23 protein-coding genes are annotated in these 21,501 nt (G+C 35.2%); 4 read left to right on the top strand and 19 right to left on the bottom strand.

Annotated features, from left to right (window positions below; all coding sequences use genetic code 11):
- Positions 1-148: 148 nt before the first annotated feature.
- The 6 genes from PSR14_RS18505 to PSR14_RS18530 form a co-directional block, all read right to left on the bottom strand.
- Positions 149-1,186, bottom strand: a complete 1,038-nt coding sequence (locus PSR14_RS18505; RefSeq protein WP_000427602.1) for an LCP family protein — start codon at positions 1,184-1,186, stop codon at positions 149-151.
- A gap of 17 nt (positions 1,187-1,203) precedes the next feature.
- Positions 1,204-2,202 carry an anti-sigma factor gene (locus tag PSR14_RS18510; protein ID WP_074532778.1) on the bottom strand — a complete coding sequence of 333 codons (999 nt, stop codon included), beginning with the start codon at positions 2,200-2,202 and terminating at the stop codon, positions 1,204-1,206.
- A 12-nt stretch (positions 2,203-2,214) separates the two neighbouring features.
- Positions 2,215-2,748 (bottom strand): sigma-70 family RNA polymerase sigma factor, encoded by a 534-nt coding sequence (locus tag PSR14_RS18515; RefSeq protein ID WP_000864717.1) that lies wholly within the window; start codon positions 2,746-2,748, stop codon positions 2,215-2,217.
- 127 nt (positions 2,749-2,875) lie between these two features.
- Positions 2,876-3,247: a glyoxalase/bleomycin resistance/extradiol dioxygenase family protein gene (locus PSR14_RS18520; RefSeq protein ID WP_229136658.1), complete on the bottom strand. Its 372-nt coding sequence runs from the start codon at positions 3,245-3,247 to the stop codon at positions 2,876-2,878.
- A gap of 50 nt (positions 3,248-3,297) precedes the next feature.
- Positions 3,298-4,104 carry an ABC transporter permease subunit gene (locus PSR14_RS18525; RefSeq protein WP_001041449.1) on the bottom strand — a complete coding sequence of 269 codons (807 nt, stop codon included), beginning with the start codon at positions 4,102-4,104 and terminating at the stop codon, positions 3,298-3,300.
- Positions 4,097-4,990 (bottom strand): ABC transporter ATP-binding protein, encoded by an 894-nt coding sequence (locus PSR14_RS18530; protein WP_000626578.1) that lies wholly within the window; start codon positions 4,988-4,990, stop codon positions 4,097-4,099. The genes PSR14_RS18525 and PSR14_RS18530 overlap by 8 nt, the downstream gene beginning before the upstream one ends.
- Before the next feature lie 155 nt (positions 4,991-5,145).
- Between PSR14_RS18530 and PSR14_RS18535 the strand changes: the two genes are divergently transcribed.
- Positions 5,146-5,748 carry a TetR/AcrR family transcriptional regulator gene (locus PSR14_RS18535; RefSeq protein ID WP_113732406.1) on the top strand — a complete coding sequence of 201 codons (603 nt, stop codon included), beginning with the start codon at positions 5,146-5,148 and terminating at the stop codon, positions 5,746-5,748.
- A 25-nt stretch (positions 5,749-5,773) separates the two neighbouring features.
- Here the strand turns inward: PSR14_RS18535 and PSR14_RS18540 are convergent, their stop codons facing one another.
- From PSR14_RS18540 to PSR14_RS18575, 8 genes are all read right to left on the bottom strand, one after another.
- On the bottom strand, positions 5,774-6,805 hold the full coding sequence (locus PSR14_RS18540; RefSeq protein ID WP_000719752.1) for an oxidoreductase: 1,032 nt from the start codon (positions 6,803-6,805) through the stop codon (positions 5,774-5,776).
- Positions 6,806-6,956: 151 nt separating this feature from the next.
- Complete coding sequence (gene parC, locus PSR14_RS18545; protein ID WP_001147475.1) at positions 6,957-9,380, bottom strand: DNA topoisomerase IV subunit A; 2,424 nt, start codon at positions 9,378-9,380, stop codon at positions 6,957-6,959.
- Position 9,381: 1 nt separating this feature from the next.
- Entirely contained in the window at positions 9,382-11,346 is a 1,965-nt protein-coding gene (gene parE, locus PSR14_RS18550; protein ID WP_001062205.1) for a DNA topoisomerase IV subunit B, read from the bottom strand.
- Between the two features lie 375 nt (positions 11,347-11,721).
- Complete coding sequence (locus PSR14_RS18555) at positions 11,722-12,135, bottom strand: CoA-binding protein (RefSeq protein ID WP_000151382.1); 414 nt, start codon at positions 12,133-12,135, stop codon at positions 11,722-11,724.
- A 79-nt stretch (positions 12,136-12,214) separates the two neighbouring features.
- Complete coding sequence (locus tag PSR14_RS18560; RefSeq protein ID WP_000542648.1) at positions 12,215-13,456, bottom strand: S1C family serine protease; 1,242 nt, start codon at positions 13,454-13,456, stop codon at positions 12,215-12,217.
- A 202-nt stretch (positions 13,457-13,658) separates the two neighbouring features.
- A complete protein-coding gene (locus PSR14_RS18565; protein WP_001044683.1) occupies positions 13,659-14,336 on the bottom strand; it encodes a response regulator transcription factor in 678 nt (225 codons plus the stop codon).
- 19 nt (positions 14,337-14,355) lie between these two features.
- Positions 14,356-14,808 (bottom strand): anaerobic ribonucleoside-triphosphate reductase activating protein, encoded by a 453-nt coding sequence (gene nrdG / locus PSR14_RS18570; protein ID WP_098487057.1) that lies wholly within the window; start codon positions 14,806-14,808, stop codon positions 14,356-14,358.
- A complete protein-coding gene (locus PSR14_RS18575; RefSeq protein WP_076855418.1) occupies positions 14,805-16,661 on the bottom strand; it encodes an anaerobic ribonucleoside triphosphate reductase in 1,857 nt (618 codons plus the stop codon). Before PSR14_RS18575 ends, nrdG begins: the two co-directional genes overlap by 4 nt.
- Before the next feature lie 225 nt (positions 16,662-16,886).
- Here PSR14_RS18575 and plsY point away from each other — a divergent pair, with 225 nt between their 5' ends.
- Together plsY and PSR14_RS18585 are read left to right on the top strand one after the other, a co-directional pair.
- On the top strand, positions 16,887-17,483 hold the full coding sequence (plsY, locus tag PSR14_RS18580) for a glycerol-3-phosphate 1-O-acyltransferase PlsY (RefSeq protein ID WP_000258966.1): 597 nt from the start codon (positions 16,887-16,889) through the stop codon (positions 17,481-17,483).
- A gap of 108 nt (positions 17,484-17,591) precedes the next feature.
- Positions 17,592-17,882 (top strand): HesB/YadR/YfhF family protein, encoded by a 291-nt coding sequence (locus tag PSR14_RS18585; protein ID WP_001054442.1) that lies wholly within the window; start codon positions 17,592-17,594, stop codon positions 17,880-17,882.
- A 26-nt stretch (positions 17,883-17,908) separates the two neighbouring features.
- Here PSR14_RS18585 and PSR14_RS18590 read toward each other — a convergent pair whose 3' ends face one another.
- Positions 17,909-18,328, bottom strand: coding sequence for a thioesterase family protein (locus PSR14_RS18590; protein ID WP_000495810.1), 420 nt, complete (start codon positions 18,326-18,328; stop codon positions 17,909-17,911).
- A gap of 109 nt (positions 18,329-18,437) precedes the next feature.
- Between PSR14_RS18590 and PSR14_RS18595 the strand changes: the two genes are divergently transcribed.
- Positions 18,438-19,730 (top strand): glycosyl hydrolase family 18 protein, encoded by a 1,293-nt coding sequence (locus PSR14_RS18595; protein WP_000614849.1) that lies wholly within the window; start codon positions 18,438-18,440, stop codon positions 19,728-19,730.
- A 28-nt stretch (positions 19,731-19,758) separates the two neighbouring features.
- On the opposite strand, the gene tlp is transcribed toward PSR14_RS18595, so the two are convergent.
- From tlp to PSR14_RS18615, 4 genes are all read right to left on the bottom strand, one after another.
- A complete protein-coding gene (gene tlp / locus PSR14_RS18600; RefSeq protein WP_001133509.1) occupies positions 19,759-19,956 on the bottom strand; it encodes a small acid-soluble spore protein Tlp in 198 nt (65 codons plus the stop codon).
- A 99-nt stretch (positions 19,957-20,055) separates the two neighbouring features.
- Complete coding sequence (sspN, locus tag PSR14_RS18605) at positions 20,056-20,190, bottom strand: acid-soluble spore protein SspN (RefSeq protein WP_000527989.1); 135 nt, start codon at positions 20,188-20,190, stop codon at positions 20,056-20,058.
- A 43-nt stretch (positions 20,191-20,233) separates the two neighbouring features.
- Complete coding sequence (locus PSR14_RS18610) at positions 20,234-20,377, bottom strand: FbpB family small basic protein (protein ID WP_001254697.1); 144 nt, start codon at positions 20,375-20,377, stop codon at positions 20,234-20,236.
- Between the two features lie 141 nt (positions 20,378-20,518).
- Positions 20,519-21,466 carry a 3'-5' exonuclease gene (locus tag PSR14_RS18615; RefSeq protein ID WP_000526906.1) on the bottom strand — a complete coding sequence of 316 codons (948 nt, stop codon included), beginning with the start codon at positions 21,464-21,466 and terminating at the stop codon, positions 20,519-20,521.
- Between the last annotated feature and the right edge of the window lie 35 nt (positions 21,467-21,501).

Consider the following 21,501-nt stretch of genomic DNA (forward strand, 5'->3'; position numbering starts at 1 on the left):
CATTTATTCTATGTGATGGCCCTCTGTTATGTAACTTAAACCTTAACTTTATGTTACACTATTATGTTAATTTTGAAAATAGTATATAACATTTGTATATAAACGACATACTATTTAACGTAATAAAAAAGCAGACATCACATCTGCTTTAATTCTCCTCAATCTGCTTTTCACTTAATCCTAGATGTGTTCTAAGAGTATTGCTCAAACTCTGTAGATCTTTTTTATTAGGATTATAATAATATACACGTTGGCCGTTTGGGCCATTAGGTAAGTATAAATCATCACCAGCTAATTGTATTTTTTCAACTGAACTGTTTAAACCGTATTTATAAAAAGATAAAATATCATCCATTACTAAATTTGTTTTAAAATCACCGTCAACCGCCTCAACTATTTTTTCTAGCTTCGTAATCGATCCTACACTTTTTAATTTACTTAAAATCGCTTCCATAACAAGTTGTTGGCGCTGTCCTCTCATTGCATCACTATCAATATGACGCGTTCTTGCTAAGGCAAGTGCCTCTTCCCCTGTTAATTTTTGTAGTCCTTTTTTCAAATGGATCGCGTCAGGTTCATCTTTACTATTTTGCTCCGTAAATTCAACTGGGACATCTACTTCAATCCCATCTAATCCATCAACAATTTTAGTAAATGAATTAAAATTAAACTTTACAAAATAATCAACAGGCACTTGTAATAACTTTTCTACCGCTTCCACTGAAGCTTGCGGCCCTCCATCTTTACCATTTTTAACGAAACCACTTCCATATGCATGCGTTATTTTATCTTTTTTCTTTTCAACCGGAACATATGTGTATGTATCACGTGGTATGCTCGTCAATTTCACAGTCTTATCATCTTTATTAAAAGTAGCTAACAGCAGTGCATCTGTATGAAATGCACCATTATACTCCTTTTGTCGCTCTTGATTTTCATCAATTCCCATAATTAAAAGTGAAACATTATTCGTAATCGGTTTTACCGTTTCCTCACGTAAATTTGATTTTTCACCACGTGCCAAATTAACATTTGATTTTTGTACGAGATTAGAAGTTTTCATATATACGTAAGTACCATATCCAAATCCGCCAAATAGTAATATTGCTAACAATACACTTATTATCGTTGTCTTTTTATATTTTCGTTTATTTTTCTTTTCTCTTGAAGAAGAATGATTCTCCATATAGTTTCCTCCGTTTTCTATTCATCTAATATATTTTTCACTTTCTCATAATTAGTGCTTTCCTTTTGAAATGTATTCTCTTTCAATCCTTTGTTTATTTGTATCCATTCAGTTGTAATCGAATATTGAATCATACCTTCGTGGAAACTAAGGAATTTCAGCATAATCCCTGTATTTTTCTCTACAACCATTTCAAATTTCCCTCTTAAGTCTTCAGATGTACTTACAGGCATTTCTATATTTATTGTCCCTTCTATTTTGTAGCAATCCAGTCCAAGATACTTCGTTTCTTTATAATTCCAATCTTTATATCGGATTAATAGATCAGCAAATTCGGATTGAATACTATACTTCGCGAATCCCACATATTCATCATCATATCTTTTTTTCTCACCTGATTTTCTCAATAACCTTCCCGTAGGATTTAATTTTAATAGTTCATAGTTTCTTTCTTTCGGGCTCCATTTTGTTTCTTTGTACGTATACTTCTCATCATCAAATTCTTTTTTCTTGCCCTCGTTATATATAATGGTTCGTTTTTTCGCTAGTTTATCTTCTTTCGAAGAGATACCTCTTTGTTGCTCCGTATCAATCGCATATTTGTATGTTGTAGCAATTCTTGACGAACTAGAATATTCCTCAAATTGTCCTGAAATATTATTAAAATGATCAATGGAATCTAGCATCTTTTCATGAATCTTTTCTTTATCTGGATAATTTGCATTTGCTTTTATTTCCTCTTCGTTTTCGTAATCAGAAAATGCCTTTTTCTTTACATATTCAAACACTCCGCCGTTTTGAGCAAAAATTTGATCAGAAAACTCCGACATAGACACAATGGAAAGTGCTAGAACAGCAGCACTTATAACCATCATATAAACTCTGTAACCTTTCTTTTTTACCGGAAGACTATGTAGTGTACGATTAATCTTTTCATTTAACTCTGGCGGTACTATAACATTCTCTTCGTTTATTCTCTTTTTTAATTTCTCATCAAATATTTTTTCATTATCCATCCTTTGCACCTCCTATTCCATCTTTAATCGTTTCTGTAGTTGTTCCCTCGCACGTGCCAATCTCGATTTCACTGTTCCTTTTGGTACTTCTAAAAGCTTCGCTATACTCTCTTGATTCATATCTTCATAATAATAAAGCACCGTAACAGCTCTTAACTCTTCATGTAACGATTGAATCGCATTACACAAATCTATATCTTCATACTGATCGCACGCACTCATATTGTAATCATTCTCTTCTGTCACAATTATCTTTTTATACGTTCTAATAATGTTATTACATTCATTCATTAAAATTCGAATTAACCAAGTTTGAAAAAACTCTTCCTTCTTTAATTTTTTTATATTTTCATAGGCTTTTAAAATTGTTGTTTGTATCGCATCCTCTATATTTGTCTCATCACGTAACATAGCCTTTGCAATACGATACATCTTCACTTTTTCTGTATGTATAAGCGTCATAAACGCTTCATGATCACCTTTTTTCGCTAAGGAAACATCTGTTTCTTCTTTTACAAACATTTTATATAAAGGGATTACTTTCACAATTGCTCCTCCTGTTTCATCCTCGCTTCAAATTTAACTTTACATGTATTAGACGTATGAGCCTAGAAAAAGGTTCATTTTTTTGAATATTTCCATAAAAAAAGGTAAACATTTTTCATGTTTACCTTTACTTAGATGTGATCCTAAGGAAATATCCATCTGGATCCACTACTTTAAATCCTCTCATCTCCCATGGATAAGTTTGAATTTCTTCTTGTATTGTGCACCGATTCTCTTTACAACGTTCATATACTTCTTCAATCCGATTGACAACAATAATTAGTTCAAAGCCATTCCCCTTCATCTCTTTTCGATTGTAAAAATAGTGATTTTCATTCAATCTTGAATCACTAACTAGTAATAAAGAAAACTGGTCGAAATTAAAACGTGCTGCATGCATATTTCGTTTATACAACTTTAAACCAATTACTTCTTCATAGAACAATAATGACTTTTCTATATCATTTACATATAGCTGCACCCGGAATAAATGATCCACTAGTTTCCTCCTCATCAAAAAAAGTCCACTCATATAGTGGACTTTCTACTCTACAACGGTAAATCCCTCTTCTTAAACAATACAATCGCTACTATAAAAATACAAAGCGCTCCCGCAGCTAAACCTATACTTACCGGCCATATATTATACGTTCCTTCCGCAATTTCTTTTGGACGAAACAGTGTAAATAACGATAGACTTTTCATCCACTCTAACTTATCACTTAATTTACCTACCATATTTAGTACAAAAAATAAAATAGTTAAACTTGCTGAGTAGCTAAGTGCTTTTCTTTCATCATTACATATACAAGAAAAGAAAAATGAATATGCACTAACGACTAAAAATATGAGCCCTCCGACTATATTTATCTTTAGGAATAATTCTTTATTTAAGTTATTATCACTTAAAAACCATTCTGCACCTACTATGCCCGCTACATACGTAACAACTACAATAATTAGTAGTCCTAATATGAGAACAGAGGCTTGCGTGATTGCAATTTTCACTCTAGATACAGGTGTCGCCAATAAATATGCCATCGCCCCTTTATCTACATGCCGGGCAATTAAATGTGTTGCAACTGTAACGCAAAAAATTGTTAATATGATAATAAACAATAGACTATAGTACTCACCAGCTAAAAAATCCATTACGTTTTGAATCGGACTTTCCATGCCAACAATTTTTTTCACACTATCAGGCATAGCGCTTATTAATTCATTTAAACCTTTCGCTGATACCATTGAAGGGAATATCCAAATTAACAACCATAAATATAGAGCTGCACCAGTTGCGTAACTCAAAATACTTTTTTGCGTCTCTTTCAAACTAGCTAAAAACAATTGCTTATTCATGCTTTACCCCTTCTTTCTTATCGTAATAATGCATAAATAAATGTTCTAAATCCATCGCTCTCGTTTGAAGTGCCGTTACATTATAGTTTGAAAGTATTTGTAAAACAGTTTGATAGTTTCCTTGTACAATAATCGATGCCTCTCTACCTTTTACCGCTTCAAATTGCAAATTACATTTTGTAAGAGAATCAATCTCTTCCTCTGATGATACGGTTACATCTATCACTTGTCGTCTCATCCCTTGTAAATCATGAATATTTTCAACCGTTACAAGGCGCCCATCTTTAATAATCGCTACTCGGTCACATGTACGCTCAATCTCAGTGAAAATATGTGAAGACATAAGAATCGTTTTTCCCCTTTGCTTTTCCTCTACTATTAAATCTATAAATACTTGCTGCATAAGCGGATCGAGTCCTGAAGTCGGTTCATCTAAAATTAACACTTCCGGATCGTGCATAAATGCAGCAACAATTCCTACTTTTTGTTTCATTCCTTTAGACATTTTGCGAATTGGTGTTTTCACATCAAATTGCAGACGTTCTATTAGTTCATCTCGTCTTTTCGTATCCTTTAGCCCACGCATTCCTTGCATTAACTTCAGAAATTCTAATCCGTTCATTCCTTCAATAAAAGAAATTTCTCCTGGTAAATAACCAACTTCCCTTTGAATCTTCGCGGCGTCATTCCAACAATCTAATCCGAAAATGGAAGATTTTCCAGATGTCGATTTTATAAATCCCATTAAATTACGAATCGTTGTGGATTTCCCGGCACCATTTGGTCCTAAGTAACCGAATACTTCTCCTTCTTTTACATCAAATGTAATATGAAACAAGCCTTTTCCATTTGAAAACTGTTTTGTAACATCTTGAACTGAAATCATAATTCCACCTCATTTTTTAAAATATTTAATATGTGATATTTCAAAATTATTGTACTCCTCATCTTTTATATTCGCAACAACTTTTTGAAATATTTATATGTCTATATTTCAAAATTATTGTTTTTCATTATTTTTTCTTGTATATTTTAATTGAGGTGATTGCATTGAACGGCTTTGAAAAAGTGAAAGAAAAGAAAAAACGTGCTATTAAAGAGGCAGCCTTCTTATTATTTTCAGAACGCGGATTTAATGAAGTGAAAATAGAACATATTGCAAAAGAAGCAAACGTTTCTCAAGTTACCATTTATAATCATTTCGGAAGTAAAGATGCGTTATTTCGAGAGCTTATACAAGAATTTATTATATCTGAATTTCAATATTATAAAGATCTTGCAGCGGAAAAATTACCTTTTCATGATATGATGCAAAAAATGATTGTAAGAAAAATGAATACTGGTGGGTTATTTCAGCCGGATATGTTACTACAAATGATGCAAAGAGATGAAGAGCTCCGAAAGTTTATTTATAGTTATCAAAACGAAAAAATCTTGCCTTGGTATTTAGAAATATTAGAACAAGCACAGCAAAAAAATGAAATTAACCCTCACCTTACTAAAGAAATGATGTTACTTTACATTCAAATGTTTACAAAATTAGGTGATGATTTTGGGGTACAGCTTCTTGAAGGAGATCGCGAAAAACATATTCAAGATATTGTCACTATGTTTTTCTATGGTCTTTCTGTTCCACAAAAATAAAAAAGACACGAATTTCGTGTCTTTTTTATTTTACAGTGATAACTCTACCTGTTTCACTACTTTCAACCGCTAATTGAATCAGCTTAATAACTTCTAAACCTTCTTGTGCTGTTACAGGTAATTTCTCACCACTTATAATACTATCTCTTACACCTTTATAGTACATGTCATAACAGCCGACTTCTGTTGGAATACGTACTGACTCTTCTTCTGTTTCTAGAGTAGCAAAATTCTGTTCAATGTCTACCCCATAACCGTTATCGCCTGGCTTCATTCCATTTTTTAATTGTTCTTCCTGTGAATCCATACCGTATTTCACGATAGAACCTTTATCTCCATGCAGTGTAAAGTGTGGACCTGCCTTTTTCACATAACTGCTACTACGTAAAATGACACGTTTAACTCCGTAATGAAGTACTATGTGGAAATAATCATCAATTTCTGCACCTGGTCGTTGTTTGATTACATCTGCACTGATTGCATTTGGTTTCCCAAATAATGATAATGCTTGGTCAATTAAATGCGAGCCTAAGTCATATAATATACCTGATCCTGGTAAGTTTTTTTCTCTCCATCGATCACGTACATGTGGACGGAAGCGATCGAAATGCGCCTCATATGCGTATACATTTCCTATTCTATCCTCTTCTAATAATTTCTTTATCGTTAAGAAATCATTATCAAAACGGCGATTATGATATACACTTAATACCACATTATGTTTCTTTGCTAATGAAATAAGCTCTTCTCCTTCTTCAATTGAAACAACAAATGGTTTCTCTACAACAACATGCTTACCGTTTAATATTGCTTCTTTTACATATGGAAAATGAGTTGTATTTGGTGAAGTAATAACAACTAAATCAATATCAGCTCGCTTCACCAATTCATCAATTGTACTCAAGACGTTAGCATTCGGTAATGTTTCTTTTACTACCTCTTCTTTTGAAGATAATACGGCACGAATATCGTATTCTTCTATCGTTTGTAATAATGGGATGTGAAATGTTGTACTAGAAAATCCAAACCCTACAATCCCTACACCTATTTTTTTCATGTTGCCCCTCCATTTATCCCGCTATTTGTGGGTAGTAAGTCCACTTCATGAGAACGATTTCATTCAGTTATTATAACAAGATTATTATTATTTACATAATAAGTTGCCTAGAAAAAAGCATCTTGCCATTATTCATGGCAAGATGCTTTTTTTATTCCGGTCTTTTTTTCGTCCACGTTTCAATAACTTCACCAGTATCGTTAACATCTAGCACTAAACTACCGTTACTATACCGGTCTTTATTTCGATACGCTTTCGGATCAATTTCTTCTACGATATGTTTCTCTGTCTTCATATAAACTAGTTCATCGTCTCGAACGATTTCAATACCGACAATGCGGTATGGATTACGTTTTAATTCTTTGAAAATAACAAGACCTCGCTTCGCCCTCGTTGATTTCTCAATTTCTGATGCTTTTAGGCGTTTTACAGCACCGCGCTGCGTTACGAGAATAAGTTGATCTTTATCAGCATTTAATGGTTTACCAGAAGCGACATAGTCATCTTCTTTTAAATTAATTGCTTTCACACCAGCGGCTCTTACACCGACTGGACTTACTTCATCTTCATGGAAAATAAGTGCATATGCACCATGTGTAGCAAGAACGATATCACTCGTTCCATCTGTCGCAAATATATCAACAACTTCATCATCTTTTTTCAAGTTTACAGCAACGAATGCTCTAGAGTAACGTTGTACTTTATATTGGTTTAATTCTGTCTTCTTAATCATACCGTTCTTCGTTACAAATACGATAAATCGCTTTTCTTCCTCAAAGTTCGGTACGACAGTTGCCCAAATAATGGTTTCATCCCGGTCAAGTGAAACGATATTAGCAACGTGCTGCCCTAAATCTTTCCAACGAATATCTGGCATTTCGTATACTGGCAGATATATATAGTTTCCTTTATTCGTAAATAAGAGGACTGTCTCTGTCGTATTCGTATCGAATCTTTCAAGTAAGATGTCACCCTCTTTCATACCGAAGTCTTTGCCATTTGAGGCATTATGTGAGCGCCATCCAGTACGTTTCACATATCCTTCTTTCGTTACAGTAACGATGACATCTTCTTGTGGGATCATCACTTCTACATCGATTTTAATTTCCTCGATTTGATCTTCAATAATCGCGCGTCGATCATCACTATATGTTTTCTTAACTCTCTTTAAATCTGTTTTAATTACTTGAAGTAATCTTTTTTCACTTTGTAAAATTGCCTGTAGCTCAATAATTTTCTTATTAAGCTCATCTGCCTCTTGTTGTAGCGCTGTAATATCTGTATTCGTTAAACGATATAATTGCAAGGATACAATTGCTTCCGCTTGCGCTTCTGTAAAACCAAATTTCGCACTTAAATTATCTTTTGCATTACGCTTATCTTTTGAAGCACGAATCGTTTCAATAACTTGGTCTAAAATCGATAATGCTTTCTTTAAACCTTCTACAATATGTTGACGATTTTCTGCCTTTCGTAATTCATATTGTGAACGTCTCGTAACAACTTCTTTTTGATGGCCAATATATGCATCTAAAATTTTCGGTAATGTCATAAGCGTTGGACGACGATTATTAATCGCTACCATATTAAAGTTATATGGAATTTGTAAATCTGTATTTTTATATAAATAATTTAAAATACCTTCAGAATTTGCTTCTTTTTTTAATTCTACGACAATGCGAAGACCTGTACGATCTGTCTCATCACGTACTTCAGCAATGCCATCTAATTTTTTATCTAGGCGTAACTCATCCATTTTCTTAACAAGGTTTGCTTTATTTACTTCGTATGGAATTTCAGTAATTACGATTTGCTGTTTCCCGCCACGAACCGTTTCAACCTCTGCTTTCCCGCGAATAATAATTTTACCTTTACCTGTTTCATACGCCTTTTTAATACCATCAATCCCTTGAATAATACCACCTGTTGGGAAATCTGGTCCTTTCATAACTGTTAATAAATCATCAACAGTACTATTCGGTTTATCAATACGCATCATTGTAGCGTCAATAACTTCTCCAAGATGATGCGGAGGAATTTCTGTTGCATAACCTGCGGAAATTCCTGTAGATCCGTTCACTAATAAGTTCGGGAACGCTGCTGGTAAAACAACCGGTTCTTCACTCGTATCATCAAAGTTTGATACGAATTCTACTGTTTCTTTATCAAGATCACGTAATAACTCCGATGCAATTGGTGATAATCGTGCTTCCGTATAACGCATTGCTGCTGCCGGATCCCCATCAACACTGCCGTTATTACCATGCATTTCAACTAAAACATTACGTACTTTCCAAGTTTGGCTTAAACGTACCATCGCCTCATATACAGAGGAATCACCATGCGGATGATAATTACCAATAACGTTACCGACTGTTTTAGCTGACTTACGGAACGCTTTATCGTGCACGTTTCCTTCTACATACATAGAATATAAAATACGTCTTTGTACTGGTTTTAAGCCGTCACGCGCATCTGGAAGTGCGCGATCTTGAATAATATATTTACTATAACGTGCAAAGCGATCACCTAACACGTCTTCAAGCGGGAGGTCATGAAACTTCTCTGCTTGCATGTTATTCCACCTCCGTCTCCATAATCATTTCATTTTCTAAAATATTTCCTTCTTCTTGCATACCAAACTGTACATTGCGCTCAATCCATTTACGGCGCGGTTCTACTTTATCGCCCATTAATGTTGTTACGCGGCGCTCTGCCCTCGCTGCATCATCAATTTTCACGCGAATTAATGTACGCGTTTCAGGATTCATCGTTGTTTCCCATAATTGATCCGCATTCATTTCGCCAAGTCCTTTATAACGCTGTAACATGTAACCTTTTCCAACTTTTTTCGTTACTTCATCTAATTCATCATCTGACCATGCGTATTCAATTACTTCACTTTTTCCTTTTCCTTTACTTACTTTGTATAAAGGAGGAAGTGCGATAAACACTTTACCAGCTTCGATAAGTGGTTTCATATATCTGTAGAAGAATGTTAATAACAATACTTGAATATGCGCTCCGTCTGTATCGGCATCGGTCATGATTACAACTTTATCGTAGTTAATGTCTTCCACATCGAATTCATTGCCTACACCGCCGCCAATCGCATAAATAATTGTATTAATCTCTTCATTTTTAAAGATATCAGCAAGCTTTGCTTTTTCTGTATTAATTACTTTACCACGCAATGGTAATACCGCTTGGAAGCGTCGATCTCGCCCTTGTTTTGCAGAACCACCGGCAGAGTCACCCTCTACTAGGTATAGTTCATTTTTCTGCGGGTTACGTGATTGTGCAGGTGTTAACTTACCACTTAATGTACCTTCTGATTTCTTTTTCTTTTTACCAGTACGCGCTTCCTCTCTCGCTTTACGAGCGGCTTCACGTGCTTGCGCTGCTTTAATTGCTTTTCTCACAAGAAGTGTGGCTACGTCCGGGTTTTCTTCTAAAAAGTAAGCTAAATGCTCTGATACAATGGCATCAATTGAAGAACGAGCTTCACTTGTACCTAGTTTCCCTTTTGTTTGCCCTTCAAACTGAAGTACTTCTTCTGGTACACGTACAGAAACGATAGCCGCTACACCTTCACGAATATCTGTACCTTCTAAGTTTTTATCTTTTTCTTTTAATAGTGAAACTTTGCGAGCATACTCATTGAACACACGCGTCATCGCTGTCTTAAATCCAGCTTCATGTGTTCCACCATCTTTTGTACGTACATTATTTACAAACGAAAGAATATTTTCTGAGTAGCCATCGTTAAATTGAAATGCTAGTTCTGCTTCAATCCCATTTTGTTCACCAGTGAAGTATACAACTGGGTGAATTGAATCTTTTTCTTCGTTTAAATAGGAAACGAAAGCTTCAATTCCTGTTTCATAATGAAAGACATCTTCTAAATCATTTCTTTCATCTTTTATTGAGATTTTCATCCCTTTTAATAAGAATGCAGATTCACGTAATCTCTCACATAATGTTTCATAATTGTAATTTGTTGTGCTGAAAATCGTTGTATCTGGTTTGAAATGCATTGTCGTACCAGATTCTTTCGTCTTTCCGATTTTCTCAAGCGTCGTTACAGGAACACCGCCATTTTCAAAGCGTTGTTCATAAATATTTCCGTCACGCTTAATCGTTACGACTAACCATTCAGATAAGGCGTTTACAACTGACGCCCCAACACCGTGTAAACCACCACTGGTTTTGTAACCACCTTGACCAAACTTACCACCGGCATGAAGTACAGTTAAAATAACTTCTGGTGTAGGTTTTCCAAGCTTATGCATTCCCGTAGGCATTCCTCGCCCTTTATCTATAACGCTAATACTATTATCTTTATGTATTACGACAGAAATTTCGTCGCCAAATCCCGCTAACGCTTCATCAACGGAGTTATCTACTATTTCGTATACTAAATGATGCAATCCACGGCTGTCCGTGCTCCCGATATACATACCCGGGCGTTTTCGAACGGCTTCAAGTCCTTCTAACACTTGAATCGCATCTTCATTATATTGGAACTGATGCTTCGCCAAACTCCTTGCCCCTTTCCTAATCCAAAATCAGAACATATGTTTCTATTATAGAATAACGCCTCGACTATAGTTTTGGCAAGTTATCTTATCTCTTTTATATACCATTTTCAATAGAAAAATCCTTGTTTTTTCACAAGGATTCCTCTAGGCTACTATTTCAGAAAAATAATCGTTTGTCAACGAGAAATGGATATGTATTCCAAGATTACACATTCCAAACCTTTATTATGATCCAAATGATCAAGATCCAAAACGGGATTACAAGTAACAATCCCCAAAAACAGCCTTTAAAAAATCTCATGATGAACACCTCGTTCATCGGCCCTACTTATTATCATGAGGGCTGAAGCAATCTTCCTACCTTTACAATCTATACTATTTTGTCATCGCATGTTCTACTTTTATACAACGATCCATTATTACAGTATAGTCTTTTTCTTTTAAAAGTTTGTATGTATCTTCATCTTGTACTCCTAATTGTGCCCAAAAAACATCTGCATCAATCTCTACAAATTCTTTTGCAACATCCATTAAAAACTCTGAGCGACGAAATACATTTACAATGTCAACGTGTTCCTTAATATCCTTTAGTGAAGCAACTGCCTTTTCTCCAAGCACCTCATCTACTGTTGGGTTAACTGGAATAATGCGGTATCCAGCATCTTGCATTGCTTTTGAAACCATATACGATGTACGTTCTGGCTTATCCGATAAACCAACAACTGCAATCGTTTTGCTTTTCTTTAATACTTCACCAATTTCCGTACGAGTTGGGTTTTCAATTGTCATAAATTATCCCTCCTATTCCTTTAGTATAGCCGATAAAGAAAGTCTCTTTCAATATGAAAGAGACTTTCTTTTATTCCGATTATTGATTCTTTGTAGCTGAGTTATCTGCTAAAGTAGCTGTTTTCGTCATTTTTTGACCGTTACGATAGAATGTAACTTCTACCTTCTCTCCTACTTTTTTCTTTTCATATAAATATTTACGGAATTGAAGTGAATTTTCTACTTTTTGATTATCTAATGCTACTACAATATCATATTGCTCTAAACCTGCTTTTTCAGCCGGTGATATTGGGTAAATTTTACCTAATACAACACCGTTTGTTACTTCTTTCGGTACTTTCAATTGATTGACTGCATAAGCTTGCACATCTTCTAATGAAACAACACCTACTCCAAGCGCTGGACGTTTTACTACTCCATCTTTTTCAAGAGATTCAATAACTGGTTTTGCGATATTAATTGGAATAGCAAATCCAATTCCTTCAACTTCTTGTTGTGCAATTTTACTTGAATTAATCCCAATTATTTCTCCGTTTTGGTTAAATAACGCACCACCACTATTACCAGGGTTAATTGCTGCATCTGTTTGAATAACTTGAGCATTCCAATCTGCACGTTTATCGCCATCAATATCAACCGGAATTTCGCGTTCTTTACTACTAATAATACCTTCCGTTACACTTCCATCAAATCCTAGTGGGTTACCGATTGCAATTGCTTTTTCACCCGCACGGATTTTACTAGAATCACCTAAAGTGGCAACTTTATTTACATTAGCACCATCAATTTCAACAACAGCTAAATCTAACCAAGGGTCTTTCCCTACAAGCTTCGCATCTACCTTCTTGCCATCACTCAGTTTTACAGCAAGTTTATTTGCACCATCTACTACATGATTGTTCGTTACAATATATGCTTTATTTCCTGCCTTTTTATAAATAACACCTGATCCTGAACCAGCTTGTTGTTCTTGACCCGTCGGTTGCATTGCAAATGGATCAATACTTTGTTGCATATTAATAACACCTACAACAACATCTTTCGCGCCTTCAATCATACCAGGTAAGTCCGTTTCATTTTTTGCTTTATTGACAACAGGAACTACAGTACCTTCAACTTTTGAATCTGAACTAAAAGATGATACAGTCGCTCCATTATTTTGAGCCCATGGCATATATGGTGCCGCAAAGCTAATTGAAACAGCCCCAACTACAGCTCCGACTAAACCTGTGAAAAAATAGCCTTTTTTACTGCCCGATTTTCTCACTTCTCTCGTTTCACTATGCTCTTCATTTAAATTTGGTCCGTCGTAATATCCCATGTTTACTTCCCCTCTCTGGTGAATTCGTATTTTTAGTATAGTCACGTTTTGTGTCCTTCTTGTGAACTCATCGTGAAATCCAATTAAAAAAATACACTTATTTAACATTGTAGACAAAAAAAGCATTTTTTGTACATTCCACCTGCAAAAGAGGATATAAAATTGTTATTTTCCTAGACTGAAGCACACAATACGTTCCAAATTATTCTTCAAATTTATAACCAACACGAATAACAGTACCGATATGCTTCGCTTTATCTCCTAGCTTATTTCGTAGTTTTTTAATATGAGTATCAACAGTTCGGTCATCACCGTAATAGTCATATCCCCATAACTGATCTAATAAATGTTGACGTGACAACACAATTCCTTTGTTCTCCATTAAATAAACGAGAAGTTCAAATTCTTTATGTGTTAATATAATTTCTTCTCCATCTACTAAAACAGTTCTAGATAGACGATTCACTTCTATTCCAGCTAAAGACATAGCATTTTCTTCAGCTACTCCTACCACGCCATCCGCACGCTTCAATAAAGTCTTTGCGCGAGCTACTAACACTTTCGGGCTGAAAGGTTTCGTTACATACTCATCTGCACCTAATTCGAAACCTAGCAATGTATCATCCTCATCCGAACGTGCTGTCAACATAATAATTGGTACTGCTGATTCTTTTCTAATTCTTCTACAAACAGACCATCCATCTATTTCTGGTAACATAATATCTAACATAATTAAATCAATTTCATGCTCTGCAAATAATTCTAACGCCTTTTTTCCGTCTTCTGCTTCGATTACTTCAAAGCCTTCATTGCGAAAATAATCGCTGACAATTTCACGTAATCTTCTTTCATCTTCAACAAGTAATACTGTTTTATTCATAATAATCTATCCCGCCTTTTTACTCTTTCAATCGAATAATACGTTGATTGGAGCTTCCGCGAAATGGAAGTGTTAAATCTTTTTTCTCGATTTCAAATCTTCCATCGACTAAAACATCCCCATAATGTAACAACTCTATCATATCATTATTTTGAGAACTCTGTATCTCTTCTAACCTATAACCTGTATACATCCATAGATTTTTTTTCAAATCTTTCACAGCTTTTGCTACTTTTTTCACTTCAGCAGCTTGGAAAAATGGATCTCCACCTGAAAATGTTACATCAGTTAATGGATTACTTGCAATCTCTTTCACAATTTCTTCTACTGTCATTTCAGTTCCATTACAAATATTCCACGATTTCGGATTATGGCAACCGAAACAACGATGCGGACAGCCCGCAAAAAACACGACTGTCCGCAACCCTTCTCCATCTACTACACTATCATGAATGATGTTCATCACTTTCATTTATGTTTCACCCGATCCATCTCTTCACTACGTTTCGCACTATTCCACTTCGACATATCTCCTACAAGATAACCTGTTATACGGCGAATTCTTTCTATGTTAGCCTCATCTTCATTTCCGCAGCTCGGACATTCATTTCCAATAACTCCGTGATAACTACAGCACTTACAACGGTCAACAGGGTGATTAATTGAACCGTATCCAACGCCATTCTCTGCCATCGCTTGTACAATTTGTTTTAATGCCTTTTTGTTATGCATTGCTGCTCCATCTAGTTCAATATACGTAATATGTCCCCCGTTACATAGAGCGTGGAACGGGCCTTCTAAACGAATTTTATTTATCGCTTGCATGTTATAATAAACTGGAATATGGAATGAATTCGTATAGTAATTATGATTTGTTATACCGCTAATCACGCCAAATTCTTCTCTATCTTTTTTCACAAACTTCCCTGATAATCCTTCTGCCGGAGTTGCAATTACCGAGAAATTCAGTTCATGTTCTTCTGTCGCTTTATCCATTCTATCCCTCATAAAGGAAATAATTTCATACCCGAGTTTCCATGATTCTTCATCTTCTCCATGATGCTTTCCTGTTAAAGCTACTAAACACTCCGCAAGACCGATAAAACCAAGACTTAACGTCCCTTGCTTTAAAATGGATGCTACAGAATCTTCAGGCTGCAACTTTTCTCCACCGCGCCATACACCTTGTGAGTATAAAAATCGAAAATCTCTTGCTCGTTTCGTACATTGATACTCAAATCGCTCTAATAATTGCTTAATTCCTAAATCTAAATAATAATTTAACGCTTCAAAAAACGCTTCTTTTGAACCACTAATTAATGCTAATTTCACTAAGTTAATAGATGTAAATGATAAATTCCCTCTTCCAATCGCCGTTTCTTCTCCATGTATGTTCGACATAACACGAGTACGACATCCCATGTAACATACTTCACTTTCCGGTCGTCCATCATAATGCACAGCATTAAATGGCGCATCTAAAAATGAAAAGTTAGGGAATAATCGTTCAGCCGTTGTCTCTAACGCTAATTCAAATAAATCATAGTTCGGATCACTTTCTTCAAAGTTCACACCTTTTTTCATTTTAAAAATTTGAATAGGAAAAATTGGTGTTTCTCCTTTACCAAGACCAGCTTGTGTCGCTTTTAAAAGTTGTTTAATTAAAAGTCTTCCTTCTTTTGATGTGTCTGTTCCATAATTAATAGAAATAAACGGTACTTGCCCGCCGCCCCTACTATGCATACTATTTGAATTATGAATGAAAGCCTCACAAGCCTGATACGTATCATTTTCTGTTTCTTTCCACGCAAATTCTTCTATTTGTTCTTTCGTGAGCGGATATGACTGTAATCGTTTCTTATGTCTCTCTACTGTTTTTCTCACATATGGAGCTAAATCAACATCAAAGAGTGCAAACGATTGACCACCGTGCTGCATATTTTGATTCGCTTGAAAAATAATAGATGAAAGAGCTAATGCACTTTTAATGTCTTGCGGTTGTCTCATATGTCCATGTCCGGTATGAAAACCGTTCGCAAGCAGTTGCGCTAACGGAATTTGTGAACAAGTCGTCGTTCCTGTCGCATAAAAATCTAAATCATGTGGATATAATATATTTTCATTTATCGCTTTTTTCACTTGATCTGACAATAAATTTTCCACAGCATAATATTTTGCACTCTCAGATGCGAACGTTCCCATTACTCCCATTGGAGAGCGGCCGTCTACATTTGCATTTTCTTGCATTAAATCTTGTTCATTGCCGTGGACAATCGTCTCAAACACTCTCATTAATTCTTCTCCACGTGTATTTTTTTGTAACATTTATAACCCTCCACCAATATGTTGTTGTCTTTTGATTAAAATGTTACTACATATAGTCTTATTGTTTCTGTGAGAAATGTAACATTCCTGTGAAATTTTTTGCACGAAATAATGAATTTTTCATTTACAAAAAAGAAATGTGCTCTTTACAAATGTATGGTACAATATACGGGAAAAACTCTTTTTACCCTTTATCAACACATTTGAATAAAGGAGACTGAACTTATGGTTACTACATATCTTTTATTTATCGTTGCCTACTTACTTGGCTCGATTCCATTTGCACTAGTCGTTGGAAAGATTGGTTATGGAATTGACATTCGTGAGCACGGAAGCGGTAATTTAGGCGGAACAAATACATTCCGCACATTAGGGAAAAAAGCAGGTTTTATCGTTACAATTGCTGACATTTTAAAAGGTACATTAGCAACGAGTCTACCGATTATTTTCGCGTTAGATGTTCATCCACTATGGTTCGGATTAGCAGCTGTTCTTGGACATGTGTATCCGATTTTCGCGAAATTCCGTGGTGGTAAAGCAGTTGCAACTTCTGCTGGCGTGCTATTATGCTACTCACCAGTTGTTTTTGCAATTTTAGCTGTTGTCTTTTTCAGCCTTTTATTTACAACAAGATACGTATCACTTTCTTCTATGGTAACAGCTGTCGTTGCCGTTATCGCATCAATTGTTAGCGGGGATAAAATCTTCATTATTGCGATGTGTTTATTAGCAGGTATGGTTATTTATAAACACCGTGCAAATATTGGACGAATTATAAATAAAACTGAACCGAAAGCAAACTTTTCAAAAAAGCAAAAATAAGATCGTAACCCACATAACGCAAAAAGAAAACGTGAAGCATATTAATAGCGTCTTTTTGCGTTATTTTTTATACTAAAGAAAAAGCAACATAATTTGGAGGAACTATACATGAATCTTTCCGTAACAAAAGAAGCAGCACAATGGTATAAAAACGAATTAAACTTACAATCAGGTGAAACACTACGCTTTTTCGTACAATACGGTGGTTGCAGTACTGTGCAAAAAGGACTTTCTTTAGGTATTCGTAAAGATGATCCTGCACATCCTGCTGTGCAAATTCAAGAAGAAGATATTAACTTCTTTATTGAAAGCGATGATGAGTGGTTCTTCGATGGACATAATTTAGTTGTTACATTTAACGACGGTGATGATTTCCCGCAATTTAATTATGAAAAATAAAAAAACGTGGCTTCCGCCACGCTTTTTTATTTTTTCTTAATTTCCTCATATTTCGCATACCACTCTGGATAGAACTTTTTAAATGATACAGGGCGGAATCCTTCTTTTTTTGCACAAATATTCGTTGTACTTGCAGTAATACAAAGTTCGCCATCACCATTATAAATTTCATATCCATATACAACGCGAAGCGGGCTCACTGTATCAACCCACGTTTTTACAATTGCTTTTTCCCCGTAGCGCATCGCTTTACGATAAGAAATTTGCAAATCTAAAACAGGAGAAATAATTCCTTCCTTCTCCATTTCAACATATGAAAACCCTAAATCTTGTATAAGTTTCGTGCGACCTAGTTCAAGCCACACTAAATAGTTTGAATGGTAAACAACACCCATTTGATCTGTTTCCGCATAACGGATTTCAACTTCATGTTCTGCTACAAACATATGTATTCGCCTTCTTTCACTTCTGCTACCTTGCATACATTTAATCATAATACAGTGACATCAAAAATAAAATAAAAATAGTGAATCTTTTACCGAAAGGAGCAAGCATATGATTCAAATTGTAACGGTTCGTAGCGGTGATAGCGTATATAGCTTGGCATCAAAATATGGATCAACACCTGACGAGATAGTAAAAGACAATGGATTAAATCCAGCTGAAACACTCGTTGTTGGTCAGGCACTAATTGTGAATACGAAAGGAAATAATTATTATGTACAGCCTGGCGATAGCTTATATCGAATCTCTCAAACATATAACGTTCCTCTCGCTAGTTTAGCTAAAGTGAATAATTTATCTTTAAAATCCATTCTCCATGTTGGCCAGCAATTATATATTCCAAAAGGGACGAAACGAGCAGTAGAATCCATCGCTTATTTACAACCTTCAACTATCCCCATTAAAGAAAGTTTAGTTAATTCTACACGTGCTATTAATCCATTTTTAACATACTTAGCCTACTTCAGTTTCGAGGCAAAAAGAGATGGTACGTTAAAAGAACCAACTGAAACAGCTAAAATTGCTAATATTGCAACGCAAGGAAACACCATTCCTATGCTCGTTATTACAAATATTGAAAATGGAAACTTTAGTGCCGATCTAACATCCGTTATTTTACGTGATGCAACGATTCAAAATAAATTTATTACAAACATTTTGCAAACAGCTGAGAAGTACGGTATGCGAGACATTCATTTTGATTTCGAGAGCGTGGCACCTGAAGATCGCGAAGCGTATAATCGTTTTTTACGAAATGTGAAAACACGCTTACCTAATGGGTACACACTAAGTACAACACTTGTACCGAAAACAAGTTCAAATCAAAAGGGAAAATTTTTCGAAGCTCATGATTATAAAGCACAAGGTCAAATTGTTGATTTCGTCGTCATTATGACATACGACTGGGGTTGGCAGGGCGGACCACCGATGGCTATTTCTCCTATCGGTCCTGTAAAAGAAGTACTTCAATACGCAAAATCTCAAATGCCTCCGCAAAAAATTATGATGGGACAAAATTTATACGGATTCGATTGGAAACTTCCATTCAAAGAAGGAAATCCGCCTGCAAAAGCAATTAGCTCTGTCGCAGCTGTTGCACTAGCTCGTAAATACAATGTTCCGATCCGCTATGATTTCACAGCACAGGCTCCTCATTTTAATTATTTCGATGAAAATGGTGTACAACACGAAGTTTGGTTTGAAGATTCACGGTCTGTTCAAAGTAAGTTTAATTTAATGAAAGAACAAGGTATAGGTGGTATTAGTTATTGGAAGATTGGTTTACCATTCCCGCAAAATTGGCGTTTACTCGTTGAAAACTTTACGATTACGAAAAAGGGCTGACAAAAGTCAGCCCTTTTTGTACATTCTGTTAAGATTCATCTTTGATTTCACTTTTTAATGAGTCAATACTTTCTAAACGTCTTTGATTTTTTGCTTCAATAGCAGAACGATCTTTTTCATTAGAAAGTTCCGCTGTTTCTTTCGCTTCATTAAAGTTATCAATTGTATTTTGCACCATTTCTTGTAACTTTTCAGCGTTATCACTTCGATTATCTGGATTTGGCATGTACTTTCCTCCTAATATTGTATATACACACCATCTTAAATTACCTATCTTCCCTCAAATTTATACATAAAAAAGGAGAATACAATATTCTCCTTTTCTTTAACCGTTATCAACAATCGGTTGTTTACCCGTTTGGTCTTGCATTTGCTTCCCTTTATTGCCACCAGCTTTTTTTGATTGTGTTCCAATATGATTCGGTACAAAGTCTTTTGAATTCTTTTTCGGATTACCCATTACTATCGCCTCCTTAACAGTAGTATCGTACTAGTGTTAAGAATTATTCAGCTTGCTTAAAAAGTTTCATTTCATAACGTTTTTCAATACGCTCTTCAATGCGATCGATTGCATCGCGATCGCTTAATAATTGTTGTTTATTTTCTTTCACAAGCTCGTCAAATGATTTGCGACGACTTCTTCTCATGCTGTTCACCCTCTCTCCTTCTCATTCTTACTATACATAGTATGAGCAAAGGAAAAACTCTTTAATCAGATTTGCAAGAAAATTTTATGTTTTAATACTCCTAAAAAAACTCCGTGTACAATAAAATGTACACGGAGTTTTTCATACCATAATATTTAAATACTCTTTTAACTTTTCATCTGCATTCATTTCACTTTGTTTATAATCATGCAGCGCTTGCAGTACGAAATCATACTGTTCTAAAATATAACTTTCTAATTTCAGGACGTCCTCTAAGCAATTCAGCATAATTCTCGTATTACCAACTTCACTTTTTAACGCCGGTTCACAGGCTAAACTCGTACATATTTCTTTCACATCATCTTCTAATATGTCTGTTAATACGTATTTCTTTCGCCCTTTTACCTTTAATCTCATAACTGGATAAAAAGCTTTTATATCTAAATAGCTTCCTACATTCATGCAACGAATCCATTCGATATCACGTTTATTTCGTACAAGTATCTCTTTTACCGCTTCATATACTGCTGTCTCATCAAGTACTTCTGTATTCGATTTCCTTTTCGCCTCTTCTTCAATAGAGGCACATTTTTGATAAACTGCTGCACAAGTAATACAATCATCAAATGCATTATGAGAACTCAAACGAATTCCAAGCATTCGCTTTAACGTTTCAAGTTTATGATTAGGAGCGTGCTTCATATATTTCTTCGCTAAAAATACAGTATCAATCACTTTATTTTTCGGTTCCGGCAACCCCAGCATATTCACATTACTTTTCAAAAAGCGCATATCAAAAGATGCATTATGAGCGACAATTACATTCGTATGTAAAAATGCTAAAAATAAAGGTAACACTTCTTCAATCGTCGGTGCATCTGAAACACGATAATTTGTAATACCCGTTAAACTCGTTATTCGGTCTGGAATTGGACGCTCTGGATTCACATAGGAAACAAATTGATCTACTAGTTCATGATTACGATATTTCACTGCTGCCACTTGAATAATTTTATCATTATAAGGGTTAAATCCTGTTGTTTCAAAGTCAATTACAACATAATCTAACGGTAAGGATATATTCCCCACTCCAAATACACTCCTTTATCTCTCAACGTTTATAT

It is taken from the genome of Bacillus sp. A01H, assembly GCF_045277205.1.
Lineage (GTDB): Bacteria > Bacillota > Bacilli > Bacillales > Bacillaceae_G > Bacillus_A > Bacillus_A paranthracis.

What these genes read in the sequence shown, in the direction of transcription:
- PSR14_RS18505 (WP_000427602.1), bottom strand. Translation starts at nt 1,186, where the DNA reads ATGGAGAATCATTCTTCTTCAAGAGAAAAGAAAAATAAACGAAAATAT.
- PSR14_RS18510 (WP_074532778.1), bottom strand. Translation starts at nt 2,202, where the DNA reads ATGGATAATGAAAAAATATTTGATGAGAAATTAAAAAAGAGAATAAAC.
- PSR14_RS18525 (WP_001041449.1), bottom strand. Translation starts at nt 4,104, where the DNA reads ATGAATAAGCAATTGTTTTTAGCTAGTTTGAAAGAGACGCAAAAAAGT.
- PSR14_RS18530 (WP_000626578.1), bottom strand. Translation starts at nt 4,990, where the DNA reads ATGATTTCAGTTCAAGATGTTACAAAACAGTTTTCAAATGGAAAAGGC.
- PSR14_RS18540 (WP_000719752.1), bottom strand. Translation starts at nt 6,805, where the DNA reads ATGAAAAAAATAGGTGTAGGGATTGTAGGGTTTGGATTTTCTAGTACA.
- parC (WP_001147475.1), bottom strand. Translation starts at nt 9,380, where the DNA reads ATGCAAGCAGAGAAGTTTCATGACCTCCCGCTTGAAGACGTGTTAGGT.
- PSR14_RS18555 (WP_000151382.1), bottom strand. Translation starts at nt 12,135, where the DNA reads ATGACAATTGAAAACCCAACTCGTACGGAAATTGGTGAAGTATTAAAG.
- PSR14_RS18560 (WP_000542648.1), bottom strand. Translation starts at nt 13,456, where the DNA reads ATGGGATATTACGACGGACCAAATTTAAATGAAGAGCATAGTGAAACG.
- PSR14_RS18565 (WP_001044683.1), bottom strand. Translation starts at nt 14,336, where the DNA reads ATGAATAAAACAGTATTACTTGTTGAAGATGAAAGAAGATTACGTGAA.
- nrdG (WP_098487057.1), bottom strand. Translation starts at nt 14,808, where the DNA reads ATGAAAGTGATGAACATCATTCATGATAGTGTAGTAGATGGAGAAGGG.
- PSR14_RS18575 (WP_076855418.1), bottom strand. Translation starts at nt 16,661, where the DNA reads ATGTTACAAAAAAATACACGTGGAGAAGAATTAATGAGAGTGTTTGAG.
- plsY (WP_000258966.1), top strand. Translation starts at nt 16,887, where the DNA reads ATGGTTACTACATATCTTTTATTTATCGTTGCCTACTTACTTGGCTCG.
- PSR14_RS18585 (WP_001054442.1), top strand. Translation starts at nt 17,592, where the DNA reads ATGAATCTTTCCGTAACAAAAGAAGCAGCACAATGGTATAAAAACGAA.
- PSR14_RS18590 (WP_000495810.1), bottom strand. Translation starts at nt 18,328, where the DNA reads ATGTTTGTAGCAGAACATGAAGTTGAAATCCGTTATGCGGAAACAGAT.
- PSR14_RS18595 (WP_000614849.1), top strand. Translation starts at nt 18,438, where the DNA reads ATGATTCAAATTGTAACGGTTCGTAGCGGTGATAGCGTATATAGCTTG.
- tlp (WP_001133509.1), bottom strand. Translation starts at nt 19,956, where the DNA reads ATGCCAAATCCAGATAATCGAAGTGATAACGCTGAAAAGTTACAAGAA.
- sspN (WP_000527989.1), bottom strand. Translation starts at nt 20,190, where the DNA reads ATGGGTAATCCGAAAAAGAATTCAAAAGACTTTGTACCGAATCATATT.
- PSR14_RS18610 (WP_001254697.1), bottom strand. Translation starts at nt 20,377, where the DNA reads ATGAGAAGAAGTCGTCGCAAATCATTTGACGAGCTTGTGAAAGAAAAT.